The organism is Desulfamplus magnetovallimortis, assembly GCF_900170035.1.
Taxonomy (GTDB): domain Bacteria; phylum Desulfobacterota; class Desulfobacteria; order Desulfobacterales; family Desulfobacteraceae; genus Desulfamplus; species Desulfamplus magnetovallimortis.
The window spans coordinates 92,015-107,338 of the sequence record NZ_LT828550.1 but is presented as its reverse complement, the minus strand read 5'-3'; the positions used below and the strand labels follow the sequence as shown (position 1 = coordinate 107,338).

The 15,324-nt window shown below is 42.2% G+C and carries 9 protein-coding genes; 4 read left to right on the top strand and 5 right to left on the bottom strand.

Going from position 1 to position 15,324, the window contains the following annotated elements; genetic code table 11:
* Positions 1 to 568 (bottom strand): transposase (locus MTBBW1_RS28490; protein ID WP_080805375.1); only part of this gene is annotated, 568 nt, incomplete at its 3' end.
* 109 nt (positions 569 to 677) lie between these two features.
* On the opposite strand from MTBBW1_RS28490, the gene thiS reads away from it, so the two are divergent.
* Positions 678 to 875 carry a sulfur carrier protein ThiS gene (gene thiS / locus MTBBW1_RS17495; protein WP_080805373.1) on the top strand — a complete coding sequence of 66 codons (198 nt, stop codon included), beginning with the start codon at positions 678 to 680 and terminating at the stop codon, positions 873 to 875.
* Between the two features lie 230 nt (positions 876 to 1,105).
* Positions 1,106 to 3,928: a formate dehydrogenase subunit alpha gene (fdhF, locus tag MTBBW1_RS17490; RefSeq protein ID WP_080805566.1), complete on the top strand. Its 2,823-nt coding sequence runs from the start codon at positions 1,106 to 1,108 to the stop codon at positions 3,926 to 3,928.
* Between the two features lie 475 nt (positions 3,929 to 4,403).
* Here the strand turns inward: fdhF and MTBBW1_RS17485 are convergent, their stop codons facing one another.
* From MTBBW1_RS17485 to MTBBW1_RS17475, 3 genes are all read right to left on the bottom strand, one after another.
* Complete coding sequence (locus MTBBW1_RS17485) at positions 4,404 to 6,635, bottom strand: ATP-binding protein (protein ID WP_080805371.1); 2,232 nt, start codon at positions 6,633 to 6,635, stop codon at positions 4,404 to 4,406.
* A 134-nt stretch (positions 6,636 to 6,769) separates the two neighbouring features.
* Positions 6,770 to 9,055: a TonB-dependent receptor plug domain-containing protein gene (locus MTBBW1_RS17480; protein WP_186441438.1), complete on the bottom strand. Its 2,286-nt coding sequence runs from the start codon at positions 9,053 to 9,055 to the stop codon at positions 6,770 to 6,772.
* Positions 9,056 to 9,119: 64 nt separating this feature from the next.
* Complete coding sequence (locus MTBBW1_RS17475; protein ID WP_080805367.1) at positions 9,120 to 9,794, bottom strand: YfiR family protein; 675 nt, start codon at positions 9,792 to 9,794, stop codon at positions 9,120 to 9,122.
* 956 nt (positions 9,795 to 10,750) lie between these two features.
* Here MTBBW1_RS17475 and MTBBW1_RS17470 point away from each other — a divergent pair.
* On the top strand, positions 10,751 to 12,232 hold the full coding sequence (locus tag MTBBW1_RS17470) for a coniferyl aldehyde dehydrogenase (RefSeq protein ID WP_080805364.1): 1,482 nt from the start codon (positions 10,751 to 10,753) through the stop codon (positions 12,230 to 12,232).
* Positions 12,233 to 12,339: 107 nt separating this feature from the next.
* Here the strand turns inward: MTBBW1_RS17470 and MTBBW1_RS17465 are convergent, their stop codons facing one another.
* Positions 12,340 to 13,545 (bottom strand): MalY/PatB family protein, encoded by a 1,206-nt coding sequence (locus MTBBW1_RS17465; protein WP_186441436.1) that lies wholly within the window; start codon positions 13,543 to 13,545, stop codon positions 12,340 to 12,342.
* Between the two features lie 277 nt (positions 13,546 to 13,822).
* Between MTBBW1_RS17465 and MTBBW1_RS17460 the strand changes: the two genes are divergently transcribed.
* Entirely contained in the window at positions 13,823 to 15,217 is a 1,395-nt protein-coding gene (locus MTBBW1_RS17460) for an acyltransferase family protein (RefSeq protein WP_080805358.1), read from the top strand.
* The last annotated feature ends 107 nt before the right edge of the window (positions 15,218 to 15,324 follow it).

Here is a 15,324-nt window from a genome sequence, read left to right as displayed (position 1 = left end):
GTCCGGATGGGTGATTTGATTGTTGTGCGTGTTGTTGCTGTAGAGACGTTGCATGCAACGTCTCTACGGTATCGACATCATTGACGGTATCGACATCATTGACGGTATCGACATCATTGACGGTATCGACATCATTGACGGTATCGGCATTATTAACGGTATCGACATTATTTGCGGTATTGGAATGATTGACTGTACCCATATTATTTGCAGCATTGGCATTATTTACGGCACCCATATTATTTACGAAACCGCCATTATTTACTGCACCGGCATTACATAATGTATCATCATACACACCTGATAATATCAATATCCCATGAATGTGATTGGGCATTACCGTAAACGCACCTAATGTCACATTGATGGTATGATTGGGAATTTCATGCCACAATATATCTGCAATGGTTCCGATATTAGACAATGACATTTTACCGTTTTTTATGTCCCCAAAATAATGTATTTTATTTTGTGTACAAATGGTTATAAAATATGAACCTGCCCAACGGTAATCCCATTTTTTCAGCCGTGCCGAATCAATCCGGTATTTATTTTTATACCTTTCCATTATCAACAATTTCCCCGCAATCCTGAAAAATACTCATATTATTGAAATCCTTGACCCTTTACGGCTATATGATACCATAATCTACATAAAACCAAAACATGGAAAAACAATGATAACTGTCGATGATAAAAAAATGGAATGGAAAAATGACATGAGTGTCAGGGATCTTCTAAATCAACTGCCTCATACAAATTTCTGCGCTGCTGTAAGATTGAACGGAAAACTTGTCTCTTCTCCCTTTTTTGAGACCACAAAAATACCTGATAATGCTGTCATATATCTTCTGCCCCTAATTGCAGGCGGATAGAAAAACAACTAAAAACCTCCCCCCAAAAGGTTATTATTAGCCTCTTTTACACCGCTTTTTCATTATCCTTTTTTTCATCTCTTCTTCACAGACCATTCTTGACAAAAAATATCTTATCCTATATTCTCCCATTCGTTATGCCACATTTGGCATAGCGTTCCTTAATCAAATAGACTGCAACACGGGCAAGATTGAAGAAACTCGAATTTGGGAGGTGCTATAAAAAAATGATGCAACAAAGTAACAGCATAATTATCAACGGTCATACCTGCCTTTTTGAGCCTGGCGAGACCATTCTTGAAGTGGCACAACGATACAGAATTGATATCCCTACACTATGCCACCTTAAGGGAACAACGCCCACAGGCGCATGCCGTATCTGCATAGTGGAGATGGAAGGCAGAAAGGATCTCATAGCATCCTGCACAACCCCTGCTGCTGAAGGCATGGTAATCAGAACAGAATCCCCAAAGGTTATCTCCCACAGAAAAACAATTCTGGAACTTATGCTCAATTCCGGCAATCACAATTGCGCCATTGGCTCATCCAAAGAAGAGTCATGGACTGATTTCCAGATGAAAACCCTTGTAAATGACCAGAATGAAGATCTCTGTCCTGCCTGGGGAGATTGCGAACTTCAAAATCTTGCATACCGTTACCAGGTAAAGGGAAGAACAACAGGAGAACCCCAGCCGGCCATGATGGTTCCTGCCGAACGTGATAACCCTTTTATAATAAGGGACAGCACCCGTTGTATTCTGTGCGGACGATGCGTTGCTGCATGCAATCAGGTACAGGTGAACAGGGCAATCGACTTTGGATACAGAGGCAGCGACAGCAAAATAATTGCAGGTACCGATGACACTCTTATGGGTTCTGACTGCGTATTCTGCGGAGAATGCGTTCAGGCATGTCCTGTGGGTGCCCTTGTTGAGAAAAAAGCCATGGGACATGGACGCCCCTGGGAAACTCAAAAAATAAGAACAACATGCCCCTACTGTGGTGTTGGATGCCAGCAGCTTCTCCATGTAAAAGATAAAAAGATTGTAAAGGTGACAGGTGTTGAAGATGGCGCTCCCAACATGGGAAGATTGTGCATTAAAGGGCGCTTTGGCTATGATTTTATCTACTCCAAAGAGCGCCTTTTAACTCCTCTTATCAGGGGAAACGCTGGAAACGGCAATGCAGATGAAGATAATGACGGAACAGGTAAAAAAGGCAAACTTCGCCCTGCAACCTGGGACGAGGCTCTGGATCTTGTTGCCCAAAAATTTACTGAAATCATTGAAAATCACGGGCCTGATGCCCTGGCAGGTGTAAGTTGTGCCCGAAGTATAAATGAAGACTCATACCAGATGCAGAAGCTTTTCAGGGCAGTTTTCAAGACCAACAATATCGACCATTGTGCCCGAACTTGACATGCTCCAACTGTCGCCGGTCTGGCGACCTCTTTTGGTTCCGGTGCAATGACAAACTCCTTTAACGAGTTTGCAAAGGCAAAGATGTTCATGGTGATAGGCTCCAACATGACAGAAGCCCACCCTGTGGCATCAACTTTTCTTAAAAATGCAGTACAAAACGGTGCAGGGCTCATAGTTGTTGATCCCCGAAAACACAAGCTGGTTGATTTTGCAAATCTTCATCTTCCCCTGAAAGTGGGAAGCGATATTGCCCTTCTCAACGGCCTTATGAATGTACTTATAACAGAAGATCTATATGACCACGAATTTGTGGAAAGATGCTGCGATGATTTTGAAGCACTAAAGGCATGTGCAATGACATATCCGCCTGAAAGGGCTGCTGAAATTTCCGGTATTGATGCTGAAACAATAAAGAAAACAGCACGCCTTCTGGCATCTGTAAAACCTGTGATGGTCTGCTACACACTTGGAATTACAGAACATACCTGCGGAAAAAACAACGTAATGTCCATTGCCAATCTCCAGATGCTCCTTGGCAATATGGGTGTTGAGTGCGGCGGAGTTAATCCTTTGAGGGGACAAAATAATGTACAGGGTGCATGTGACATGGGGGCGCTTCCCAATGTTTTCCCTGGGTATCAGGCAGTGATTGATGCAAAATCCCGTGAAAAATTTGCAAAAGCATGGGGTGTTGAAAAGCTTCCAGACAAAAACGGCCTTATGATTCCCCAGATGATGGACGGCCTTGTTGATAAAAAAGTTAGAGGTTTTTACATTTTTGGCGAAAATCTTGCCAATACAGAACCTGATATCCGCAAGGTGGAACATGAACTTGCATCTGCCGAATTTATGGTATGTCAGGATATTTTTGAAAACGAAACCACCCGTTTTGCAGATGTTGTTTTTCCCGCAGCAGCATGGAGCGAAAATGACGGCACATTTACCAACAGTGAACGCAGGGTAAGCCGTGTCAGAACAGCAAGCCCGGCCCCCGGATATGCCCAGCCCAACTGGTGGATATTCAAGCAGATTGCAAAAAGAATGGGACACAACTGGAAATCTGACTCAGCACAGGAGATATGGGACAATGAGATATCTGTTCTGGCTCCAAACCTTGGCGGCATCAAATATCTCCGCATAGAAAAAGACGGCCTACAGTGGCCATGCCCCACCGAAGCACACCCGGGAACCCCGATTCTTCATATGGAAGGAAGATTTACCAAAGGTAAGGGCAGCTTCATGGCTGTTGAATGGACTCCTCCTGCTGAAGTGCCTGATGAGGAGTATCCCTTTGTACTCAGCACCGGCAGACGGCTCTACCATTACCACACAAGAACCCAGACAGGCAGATGCGAAGGTCTTAACGAAGTTCTGGGGGAAGAGACAGCGGACATCTCAATTGCAGATGCCAAAGCCCTTGATATTGCCCACAACGAGATGATCAAGGTATATTCAAGGCGTGGTGAGGTAAAGGTAAGGGCAAGGGTGACGCCGGAGGTTCCAGAGGGAATGGTCTGGATGGCGTTTCATTTCAGAGAGGGCAATGCCAACTGGCTTACCAATCCGGCCTTTGACCCCAATACTTTAACCGCTGAATACAAGGCGTGTGCTGTGGCACTGGCAAAGATATGAAATATTCCCAATATTGATGAACCTGTAAAAAGTCCGATTTTGGGATTTTTTTAGCCGTAACCCACTGAAATTATTAATATCGACTTTGGCTTTTTGGACTTTTTACGATACCATCAATATTAATCTGATCGTTATAATTAATCACTCAAAATCGACACATATAACCTCTTGAAATTTGTCAATGCTGTCTGAATCAAGATTAACAAAGATAAGGCAGGATTATCTATCCTGAACATCTTTTTTATCCTGGTTATCCTGATTTAGACAAATTCAGCAAACAGGAAAAAGCAATAAGATGTCGATTTTGAGTAATTATGTAATTTTCTTAATCGTATAGATGAAGGTTCAGCCAAATTTTGAACCTTGATTAAACGGGCATGATTGCGTATCAATCACCCCCAAATATAAAAATGATAGTCATTTTCACGGTAAAGGATTAAGGGATGAGCATGATTGTGCTATTTGAAATCAAACTTCACAATGACAGCCCAAGCTTTTCAGCCAGCAAGTCAGCATCTTCAATGACACCATCGAAATCAAACTGATCAATCCGGTTTCGGATTGGCACAAGCAGCGATGGCTCAACAATCTTTTCAAGGGCTATGACAAAAGGTTCTGTGGCGTCCGGTGAATATTCACCGCACGCTTTTTTAAGCCCTTCAAGTTCTGCCTTGAGATGTTCAATCCTTTCCTCATTCCCCGGATTTTCAAGAAATGGGGTCAGAAAAAATCTATTTTCGGCAATTTCCTCCACGACCGGAGCAGGGTCTGTTTTTTTATCTTTATCTCCCTCTCCCCTATTTTCATAATCATGTGCAGTGCGTAAATTTCCGGTCTTTTCAGAATCGTGGGCAATTCGTAGAGTTGCCATATTATCAGACATCTTTTCAGAATCATGGGTATTTCGTAGATTCCTCGTCTTTCCAGAGTCATGGGCATTACGTAGATTGCCAGTCTTTCCAGAATCATGGGCAAAAGCTTGAGCAGCATTGGGCGTTAGCAAATTCTTTGACGCAAGCCTGAATGGAATAGTAAAGAAAAATCTGCTCCCCTCCCCCATGGTACTCTCAACCCAGATGCGACCTCCCATAAACTCCACAAGTTGCTTTGCCACTGCCGTTCCAAGGCCGCTTCCGCCATATCTTCTTGTGGTGGAGACATCACCTTGGGTAAAGGGGTCGAACAGGATATCAAGCCTGTTTGCAGGAATTCCAATGCCGGTATCGGCAATGGAGAAGAGAATCACTTCAATGGGCGGGGATTCCCCTTCCGTTAGATCACCGGGAACTTCATCTATATCACCGGTAATTTCATCCCCGGCAGAAGAATTTAAAGATGACTCCATTTCATGTTGCTGCCTAAGAAGTGCATCAGGGTAGGCAGATTCCACTTTGATGCTTACTTTTCCTTTTTCTGTAAATTTTACGGCATTATTTATGAGATTATTGAGAACCTGGCTGACATGTGAAATGTCCCCAATCACAAGGTCAACGGCTCCGGTGGCAACAGAAACGGTAAGTTCAAGTTTTTTTGCCCTGGCCTGCACGGAAAATGGCCTGATCAAATTGTCAAGCATCTGTCTAAGGCTGAAAGGTTTTTCATCAAAGGTATGGTTTCCACTGTCAATTTTGCTTAAATCCAGTATTTCACTCAGAAGAGATAAAAGGGAATTGGCAGAGTTGTGGGCTATGGTGAGCTGTTTTCGATGAAGCTCCGGCAGGGTTTCATCTTCAAGGCTCAGGCTCAGAAATCCCAACACAGAGTTCATGGGGGTACGAATCTCATGGCTCATGTTGGCCAGAAATCTCGATTTGGCCCGGTTTGCTGCCTCAGCCGACTCCTTGGCCACTTCAAGCTCATTTACACTCTTTTCAAGATCTTTTTTGGCCTGTAGCAAATCATTGGTTCTCAATGCCACACGCTGTTCCAGGTCGGCACTGTAGCTCTTCAGCTCCTGATCCCTTGACTGTATCTCATGGAGCATTTTATTGAAGTGACCTATCAAAGTGCCGAACTCATCTTTACCCCCCTCCCTGATTGTTACATTGTAGTTTTTTTCCGATATAACCTTTTCCATGGAGTCCATCAATTTAAATAGTGGTGCAGTAAAAAGGAGCTGAAGTCTGGATGCCATGAATATCACCAATACAAAAGTTATACATACCACAAAACATAAAAGCAAATAGTAGGACAGCAGACGGTCTCGGATGCTCTGCATATCATCCATAAGATGGATGTAGCCCATGTGCATCTCCTGTGCATGAACATGCCGAATCACATTAAGGTATCCGTTGGTCTGAAATGAGTGGACAGCAGTGTGGGAGTCTATCTTGTCTTCTTCTATCTGATGCAGAATGGAATCAATGTTTTTGGGCATTTCATTAAATGTGTTGCCTTCTCTGTGGTAGGATGCCTTTACAGTGCCGGATTGGTCGTAGAGGATTGCGGCTGCAATGGATTTTTTTGCTGAAAGAAATGAGAGATTCTCAGAGGCTGCCTTGTCGTCATTAAATATCAGGGCAGCGCCATTATTAAGGCCCACCACATCGGCTATGGAGATAAGTTCTGAAGTCAGATTTTTTTTGATACTCCGCTTTTCATATACAACAAGCGCTGTCACAACAAAGATAAGCGTCATGATGGCAGTGGCGCACAGCATGATCACGATTTTGGTCCGGATGGAGAGGTTCTCTGCCTGGTAATTCAATCTTTTTCCTCAACTATTCCATTATCCCCCTCTCCATTCATGTAGAGAGGGTTGGGGTATGTTTTGGGCAAGTTATTTCAGAGTGATTCTTAAATGAAAGATGCCATTTTTTTTGATTGGATGCCCAATAAAAACTAAAATGAGCAGGTGACTTTCCCATATATGGAGCGTCTTACCTCTTCCGGAGGTATCCATACCTCCTGTACTGCCTCCACATGTGCTTCATCCAGCAGATTTTGAACAGATAAAGATATATCAATATGGGAAGTGGCCTTCCAGATTACAGCAAAATCAAGGGTGGTGTATGCATCAATATCGTAAAGAAAGTCAGGGGGTGCACTCCAGAGAACCTGAGAAGAATCATCAACATACTTGAGCCTACAATGGAAGTTTATGCTGTCAAGGGGAGAGAGGGTTCCCTGTAGTGAAAACTGATGGTTCGGAGCCTTGCTGCTCACTTCTGCTTCAGAGTTGAGCTGCCGCCTCAGAAAGGAATACGCCATGTCCAGCTTGAGCCAATCCAATGGATTCCATGCCAGGGACAACTCGCCGCCCCAGGTTTGCCATGACGGGCCGTTAACAAAACGTATTTTCTGCTCAATCCAGTCATCATGAATAATCAACTCATCCACTTCAAAGGATCTGCTGTTATTATATCTGTTGTAGTAGAGGGAAATATCAGCAAAAAAGCTGGAAGAGGCTATAAAGCGATATCCGGCTTCCCATGATAACAATCTTTCCGATTCAAACCATTCTCCACCGGACAGTGAATAGACAACTGGCAGATAATTTGTATATGGATATTCCGACATCTCAAGGCTGAATGGAGGTGATAGATAAGGCATTGCCTCTCCATCCCGTTCCAGCCTTGAGGGATTACGAACCGCCCGGGAAACAGCCCCCCACAGCTTATGACTGTTACTGAGTGACCAGAAGAGTCGGATACCGGGAAGAATTTCACTTCCTGTAACTTCGTTATGCTCCAGTTTCGTGCCCAGAGTGAGCCACAGGGTATCTGGTATGAGAAGAAATTCATCCTGAACAAAAAGACTGAACAGGGTATTTCTGTCACTGTCATGGACGGCGGACATCATCAATGTATCGTCAAAGTGATCCCAGGTATGGTTGCATCTAAGCCCCCACACAACGTCATGGCGGCTCATTGGTGAAAAGCGGTGCTCAAATTCCAGATCCACACTCTCCCTCTCTTCGGTTATGAACAACTCTTTTCTGTACATACGATCATAATATAGCTGAAGATCCCACTCAGAAGAAGATGACAGGATTTTTTGCCATGCCATCTGAATATGGCCTCCTGAAACTTCACTGTGATCCTCAATGGCAAAAGAGTAACCCGTTGATGGTGTCTCTTCCACCATAAAATCAGACACGGGAAGAATAGGGAGCTCCTTCATGCACTGATAGATATCTCCGCTGTAGAGTTCACCCTGAAGCGTCCACAAATCCTGACTGGTAATGTCGGCATCCATGCGGAACCCTCCACGGAAACTCTCCCACCCCCTGGTCGATTCACTTCCGTCCGGATGGGTAAGGGATTCACGGTCAAAGCCCTTGCAAAAAATCCTTGCATTAACATTGTCTGTAATTGCAGTGCCATATCTGACAGAGCCAAAACGATGCTCCAGGTCTCCTGCCCCAGCCTCAACAAGCCCCCCCTGAGTCTCTTTACTGCTTTTGGTGATGATATTGATCACCCCATTAACGGCATTGGCTCCCCACAGTGTTGCACCGGGTCCCCGAATCACTTCGATGCGATCTATATCTGCAAGCAGAGTGTCCTGAACCTCCCAATAGACACCGGAAAAAGAGGGAGTGTAAACACTTCGGCCATCTATGAGAACAAGAAGAGTTTCAGCAAATCGACTGCCAAGATCCCGACTGTTGATTGCCCATTTATCGGAATTAAGTCTTGCCACATGAAGCCCCGGTACCAGTTTGAGGGCATCTGCAATGGAGGTTACCCCTGAATGTTTGATATCCTCCGCAGTTATGACGTGAATGGCAGCAGCACTGCTTGAGAGCACCTGCTGTTTTTTACCGACAGAAGTAACCTGCATATCCATCAGGTTTTCAATATTTATACTCAAAAGATCAATATCATCGGCATTATTGAGCATAACATCGGCATTATTGAGCATAACATCGGCATTATTGAGCACAGCATCAGCATTAGTGAGCATTGCATCAGCATTAGTGAGCATAGCATAAGCATCATTGGATATATCTCCGGTATTACAGTGTGTATCTCCGGTATGATTGAGTATAGCACCGTTGGTATTAACAACGGGAAAGGATTGATCTCCATTGGTCTGTGCAACAACTGAATCAACGAGAGTAAAATGAGTCATGATGAGGGTCAACGTAAAGATCAGGCAGGTATTCATTAATAAAGATATCATGAAAGGCTCCATAATATGTTGATTTAACTATCCCATGGTACAAGTGACAACAGGAAACACAAAATTAATCAGTGACAATTATTGCCAGCTTCAACAGCCTGGAACTTAAGCGGATATGACTTGTCATGACACGATTGTTATGAACTTCAAATAAAAGGCGCATGTTTTTTTCAAAGAAATTCACCATCCCACCTTTCTGGATAAAATCTCTTGTCTCACCAAGTGTCAGAACAGGATAGTCTCCAATAACCATAATCATCTCTGTCAAAAATTTAGCATCAACATCCTCACTGAAAAAAACCATATGAAAACGTCTGAGTGCCTTTTCATCCACCGTATTCTCATGGGGATTGAACAGAGTGTCCTCACGGGGATTGTACAGAATGTCTTCACGGGGATTGAAAAATGTGACATCAAGGGTTCTTTTTCCTGCTTTTTTTCCATTAATTTTGAGAAAAGAGTCCCTGAGATCATCATTTCCCACAACAAGAAGATAAATTGGAGTATCCGGAGCGGGGCAAGTATCGGCTGGCCATTCGGTAAAGAGGCAGAAATTATAGACAAATGCGGCTTTTATATCATATTCGCTTAAATTGGCGGCATGAAGGTTCCCTTTTAAATGGTTTCCTGGAAATATCCCCAAAAGCATTCCAAAAAGTATTATCAGCACGGTGAGACAAACAACAAAAAGCCTTCCCACCCCAGGAGAACAAATGTCTTGTTCATGAGAGACTGTCAACCGTATTTTCCGTCCACGGCATTCCGGCACTTGTGAGCCTTGTCCCTGGCTTATATTTGAGAAAAATTCATACACAATCAATCATGCCTGTTTCGTTACGTCATCTGTTTAAGCTGCAAAACCCGGGGTTTCTCCTACTGTCAACACATCACAGGAGTTATTATGAAAAAAAATCTGTAATATTCTCAAAATCGACATCTTATTGCTTTTTTTGCAGTTGCGGAATTTGTCTGAATCAGGATAACCAGGATAAAAAAGATGTTCAGGATAGATAATCCTGCCTTATCCTATTAACTCAAAATCGACATCTTATTGCTTTTTTCCAGTTGCGGAATTTGTCTAAATCAGGATAACCAGGATAAAAAAGATGTTCAAGAAATATCATCCTGGCTTATCTCGTTAATCTTGGGAATCCTGATTCAGACAGTGTTGACAAGGCTCAAGAGGCCATAGGTATCAATTTTAGGCATACTTCATAATCACTTTACACTTTCTGAAACAAAACTACGTTTTCAGGGTGTTCCCCCCAAAAAAGTGTAAAGTACTTTTGTAAGGATATGAAGTATGCCCATTTTTATCCTGAAAGTCAAACCTCTCAAATCATACAACATCACCACATCTTCTGCTCTTTTTTTACAAAATAGAATCATCTGTTGGCATCTTTCATATAGACTCAAAAGTAGTTTACATTTTTCTGAAAATTTTGAACCATGATTAAAAGGATTACAGGATTAACATGATTATAATCAAGGTAATCCTGTAATCGAGAAAATCATGGTTCAAAAAAAAGTGTAAACCGATAAATGAAAAATGCCCATCTGTTGAACATTTTTTAAAACAGAGCTATATTAATTAAGTTAAATCAAAAAAACTGCGTTCACACCAAAAATCATTCACACTGAATACTAACTGGTCACTCACAAATGACCACAGGATTGATAAGGCGATTTTTCAAAATGATCATACCCATAAGAAAAGCAACAGATTGCAGCAGTTCTCAAATTTCAGGCAATACAGAGATCATGGAAATAGTGGATTCAAGCCCCCTTGACAAAATGTTTAACGCCCAGAAAGCAGCATTTATGGCAAATCCCATGCCATCTGCAAAGGAACGGATTTCTCACCTGAAAACCCTTGAAAATGGATTGATGAAGTACAGAAAAAAATTGACCAATGCACTTGATGATGACTTTGGGTGCCGTTCCGAGGATGAGTCCCTGCTTGCGGAAATAATTCCGGCAGTGGAAAACATAAGGTACATAAGAAAACATGTAAAAAAATGGATGAAACCATCTCCAAGAAAAGTGGGGATGCTTTTCCAGCCTGCAAAAGCCATGGTGATCTATCAGCCCCTTGGAGTTGTTGGCATTATTACCCCCTGGAACTATCCTCTCTATCTTTCTGTTGGACCCCTTGCAGGTATTCTTGGTGCTGGAAACAGATCAATGATAAGAATGAGCAAAAATACTCCGGCCACGGCAGATGTTTTAAAAAACATGTTCCAGGAGTTCTTTGATGAAGATCACGTAACTGTAATGACAGGAGATGAAGGTTCAGGTTCCGCATTTTCAGGCAAACCATGGGATCATCTTGTATTTACCGGTTCAACAGAGGTTGGACGCCTGATAATGCGGGCAGCATCCAGCAATCTGACACCTGTGACCCTTGAACTTGGCGGCAAAACCCCTGCCATCATAAATGACAAATTTCCCATGAAAGAGGCTGTGCTGCCCATTGCATTTGGTAAAATTTTCAATATGGGACAGACATGTGTGGCACCTGATCATGTACTGTGCCCCAGATTACGCATAAATGAGTTTGTGGAACATTTCAAAAAAAGCGTCAAAAAGATGTTCCCAACAATGCTCAACAATCCACAGTACACCTCCATTATAAACAGTCAGGAGTATGAAAGACTTCAGGAGATGGTTGCAGATGCACGATCTAAAGGTGCCGAGATTATCTCTGTCAATCCGGCAGGTGAAAACTTTGAAAATACACGTAAAATGCCGGTAACACTCATCCTGAATACAACAGATGAAATGAAGGTGATGCAGGAAGAGATATTCGGGCCTCTTCTACCCATTCTTCCCTGTGATTCCCTCCATGAGGCAGTGAACTTTGTAAATAATCGCCCAAGACCCCTTGCCCTGTACTATTTTGACTACAACCAGGAAAATATTGACTATGTACTGACACACACCCATTCAGGGGGTGTGCTTATCAATGATACCCTGGCACATGTTCCACAAGACGATCTTCCCTTTGGTGGTATTGGTGAGTCAGGTATGGGTCAATATCACGGCCATGAAGGCTTCTTAGCCTTTTCCAAGGCAAAAGGGGTGATGATGAAATCCCGGATAAACAGCGGAAAGCTTGTTTATCCGCCCTATGGCAATATTGTGCATCGCCTTGCATACAAACTCTTTTTAAAATAGCTTGAAGAGGAAAATGGCTACCCGACAGTTAAACTTTGAACGAACAGTGAGTGCTTCTTCAAGTTTAAACTGTCGGATGATTTTTCAGGCAATTCAAAGATTTAAAATCATTTCCACCTGACAACCACACCTTTATTAACACGGAGTCTTTCCAAAGCATTTCCAAGATTATCAAGGGCACGGACAAGCACAGCTCTTGGACATGCAACATTCATCCTCATGAATCCTTTGCCCTCCAACCCGAACATGGTGCCATCGTTAAGACCAATTCCTGCACCTTTGATAAAAAAGCTGCAAAGCTCATCCTGTTCCATGCCAAGTTCACGGCAATCAAGCCACAACAGATATGATGCTTCCGGACGCATCATCTTGATTCCTGAGACCTTCTCCCTGAAAAAATGTTCGGCATAATCAATATTTGCTCCAATATAATCAAGAGCCTCTTCAAGCCATAAATCACCTTTTTCATAGGCAGCTATCATTGCAGCATTACCAAAGATATTGCCACCCCCCACATGAATGGCATTGAGCGTCTTTTTATATTTTGCCATAAGTTCCGGATTGGAAATCAATACCACCGATGCCGCAAGTCCTGCAATGTTGAATGTTTTGCTTGGAGCCATGCAGGTTATTGTTATATCGGCAATTTCTTCGGATATACTTGCCATGGGAGTGTGGTGATGCCCCTTTGAGACCAGATCACAGTGTATCTCATCGGAAATTATTATGATCTTTCTCTCCACACAAAAATTTCCAAGCTCACGGAGTTCATCCTCTGTCCAGACCATACCACCTGGATTGTGGGGACTGGAAAGAAGAAGCATTTTCGTCTTTTCAGAAACAACAGATTTCAGATGGTCAATGTCCATGCCATAGCGATCCTCTTTCAGAACAAGAGGATTTTTCACAAGTTTTCTGTTGTTATCTTCTACCACAAAATAGAATGGATGATAAACCGGAGGCTGGATAACAATCTCATCTCCTGGCTCTGTCATTCCAAGGATGGACATTGAAAGTGCTGAGACTACGCCCGGGCTAAAACTCAACCACTCCTTTTTGATCTCCCATCCATGCTCTCTTTTTATCCATCCGGCAACAGAGGAAAAAAAGTTTTTACCCTTCATGGAGTATCCATATACGGCTTGTTCTATTTTTTCTATAAGAGCATCTGTAATAAAGTCAGGCGCCCTGAAATCCATATCAGCAACCCACATGGGAATAATGTCGCTGGAGCCAAAAAGCTTCTCCCGATTGTCATACTTTTCAGAGCCACTGCCTGCACGATCAATTATTTCATCAAAATTGTATTTCATTCTTTTATCCTTGACTTTTATCATAGTATTTTAGTGTACTATTTGTGAAATATTTGAATTTTTCAAGGTGCTCTTATATCACGGAGATTTCTGCTTTAAAACATGTTTCACAATTATAATTTTCCATACAATTAAAGGCATCCTTAATTCATCCAAAAGTACTTTACACTTTTCAGATGTAAAGCCTTTGAAAAAGGGAATACGAATCACAAAAGTGTAAAGCGAAAAATGAAACATGCCCAATTAAATTGATAAAACCGTAAAAGGGAAAGGTATTATGACTGTTCAGACAGACAGCAAAAACAGGGTGGTTTTTCTTGATAACCTGCGATATCTTATGGTGCTCATGGTAGTTGTTCTGCATGCGGCTGTAAGTTACAGCCAGGCAGCTCCCTGGTGGTGCGTCAAGGATGCAACTTCTGTTTTCTTTGACATACTTATGATCATCCTTGATGTTTTTCTCATGCCGATCCTTTTTTTTATTGCCGGTTACTTTGCCACGCCCTCCATACTTAAAAATGGATTCAAGCAGTTTATCAAGGCAAAATTCAAAAGACTGGGGCTTCCGGTTTTGATATGCTTCCCCATTGTAACCCCTCTTTTTCAGTTCATTTATCACTACAGAAGCAGCAATGTATTAATATACAAAAGCTTTTATTCATACTGGGTGGAATATATGCAAATTGCCGGAGAATTTTACACAGGTGTCATACTTTCATTCAACCGGCCCCATCAATCTCATTTGTGGTTTATATCCCTGCTGCTTCTCTTTTTTATAATGTTCGGATTTATAAACAAATACCCGTTTTTTAACCTTCTTAAGGACTTTCATGTTTCATTGTGGCAAATGGTTTTTCAATGGCCGTTTATAAGAAAGTCCCCGTCTTTTAAGGCTCCAAAGGACTTTCATGCTTCGTTGTGGCAAATGGTTCTTCCATGGCCGTTATATGCAAACCAGAAAAAAGAAAAGATAACAAAAATGCCGCAACAACCATCTACAGAATCCTCTTCAAAATCATTACTGACCTTCCTTGTTGCCATTGGAATTTTTTCAACAATAGCGACTTTTATAGGAGTTATACTCCTTGCAACCCCATATAATCCAGATCCCTGGGTCACCATTGGAAATATATTCCAATTCCAGCCTCAAAAAATTGTCACATATATTCTCTGCTTCTGCATGGGCGTTTATGCCTTTAAAAAAGGGTGGCCAAATGCCATCAGAATACCAGGACATCCTGCCCTCTGGACAGCAGCCTCATTTCTCCTCTCATTGATCATGCTTGGACTTTTTAAGGAAGTGATGACAAATTTCTCGCCTGGCAAACTCTTTTTTTGTGTTCTTGCCCGGTCATTTCTCTGCATCTCATTTATTGCGGCATTTACATCCATCGCCCTTCGTTACTGGAACCGCCCTTCACGTTTTGGCAAGATGATGGCATCAAATTCATACTATATATATCTTGTTCATTTTGTAATTGTGATACTGTTTCAGTTGCTTCTAAGTTACTGGAAAAGCGGTCAGATTTTTCTCAAGTTTATAATTGTATGCGCTGCTTCCATTTTAATAAGCCTTGGCATCAGCCATTATGCCATAAAACCATATCCACGCTTGTCAGTTGCCGGAATTTATGCAATATTCCTTTGCCTTTTAATCTTTATCAAATTCTGATTCACAATGCCCAAAAAATATTATGCCTGAGAAGGACGCAAAATATAGTGAATAATACAACAATAAATACCACAAACATAAATAAACAGGATACACTGACAAAGATA

Bases quoted from the DNA above. Each gene is read 5' to 3' on its own strand.
- thiS (WP_080805373.1), top strand. From the start codon at position 678: ATGATAACTGTCGATGATAAAAAAATGGAATGGAAAAATGACATGAGT.
- MTBBW1_RS17480 (WP_186441438.1), bottom strand. From the start codon at position 9,055: ATGATATCTTTATTAATGAATACCTGCCTGATCTTTACGTTGACCCTC.
- MTBBW1_RS17470 (WP_080805364.1), top strand. From the start codon at position 10,751: ATGATCATACCCATAAGAAAAGCAACAGATTGCAGCAGTTCTCAAATT.
- MTBBW1_RS17465 (WP_186441436.1), bottom strand. From the start codon at position 13,545: ATGAAATACAATTTTGATGAAATAATTGATCGTGCAGGCAGTGGCTCT.
- MTBBW1_RS17460 (WP_080805358.1), top strand. From the start codon at position 13,823: ATGACTGTTCAGACAGACAGCAAAAACAGGGTGGTTTTTCTTGATAAC.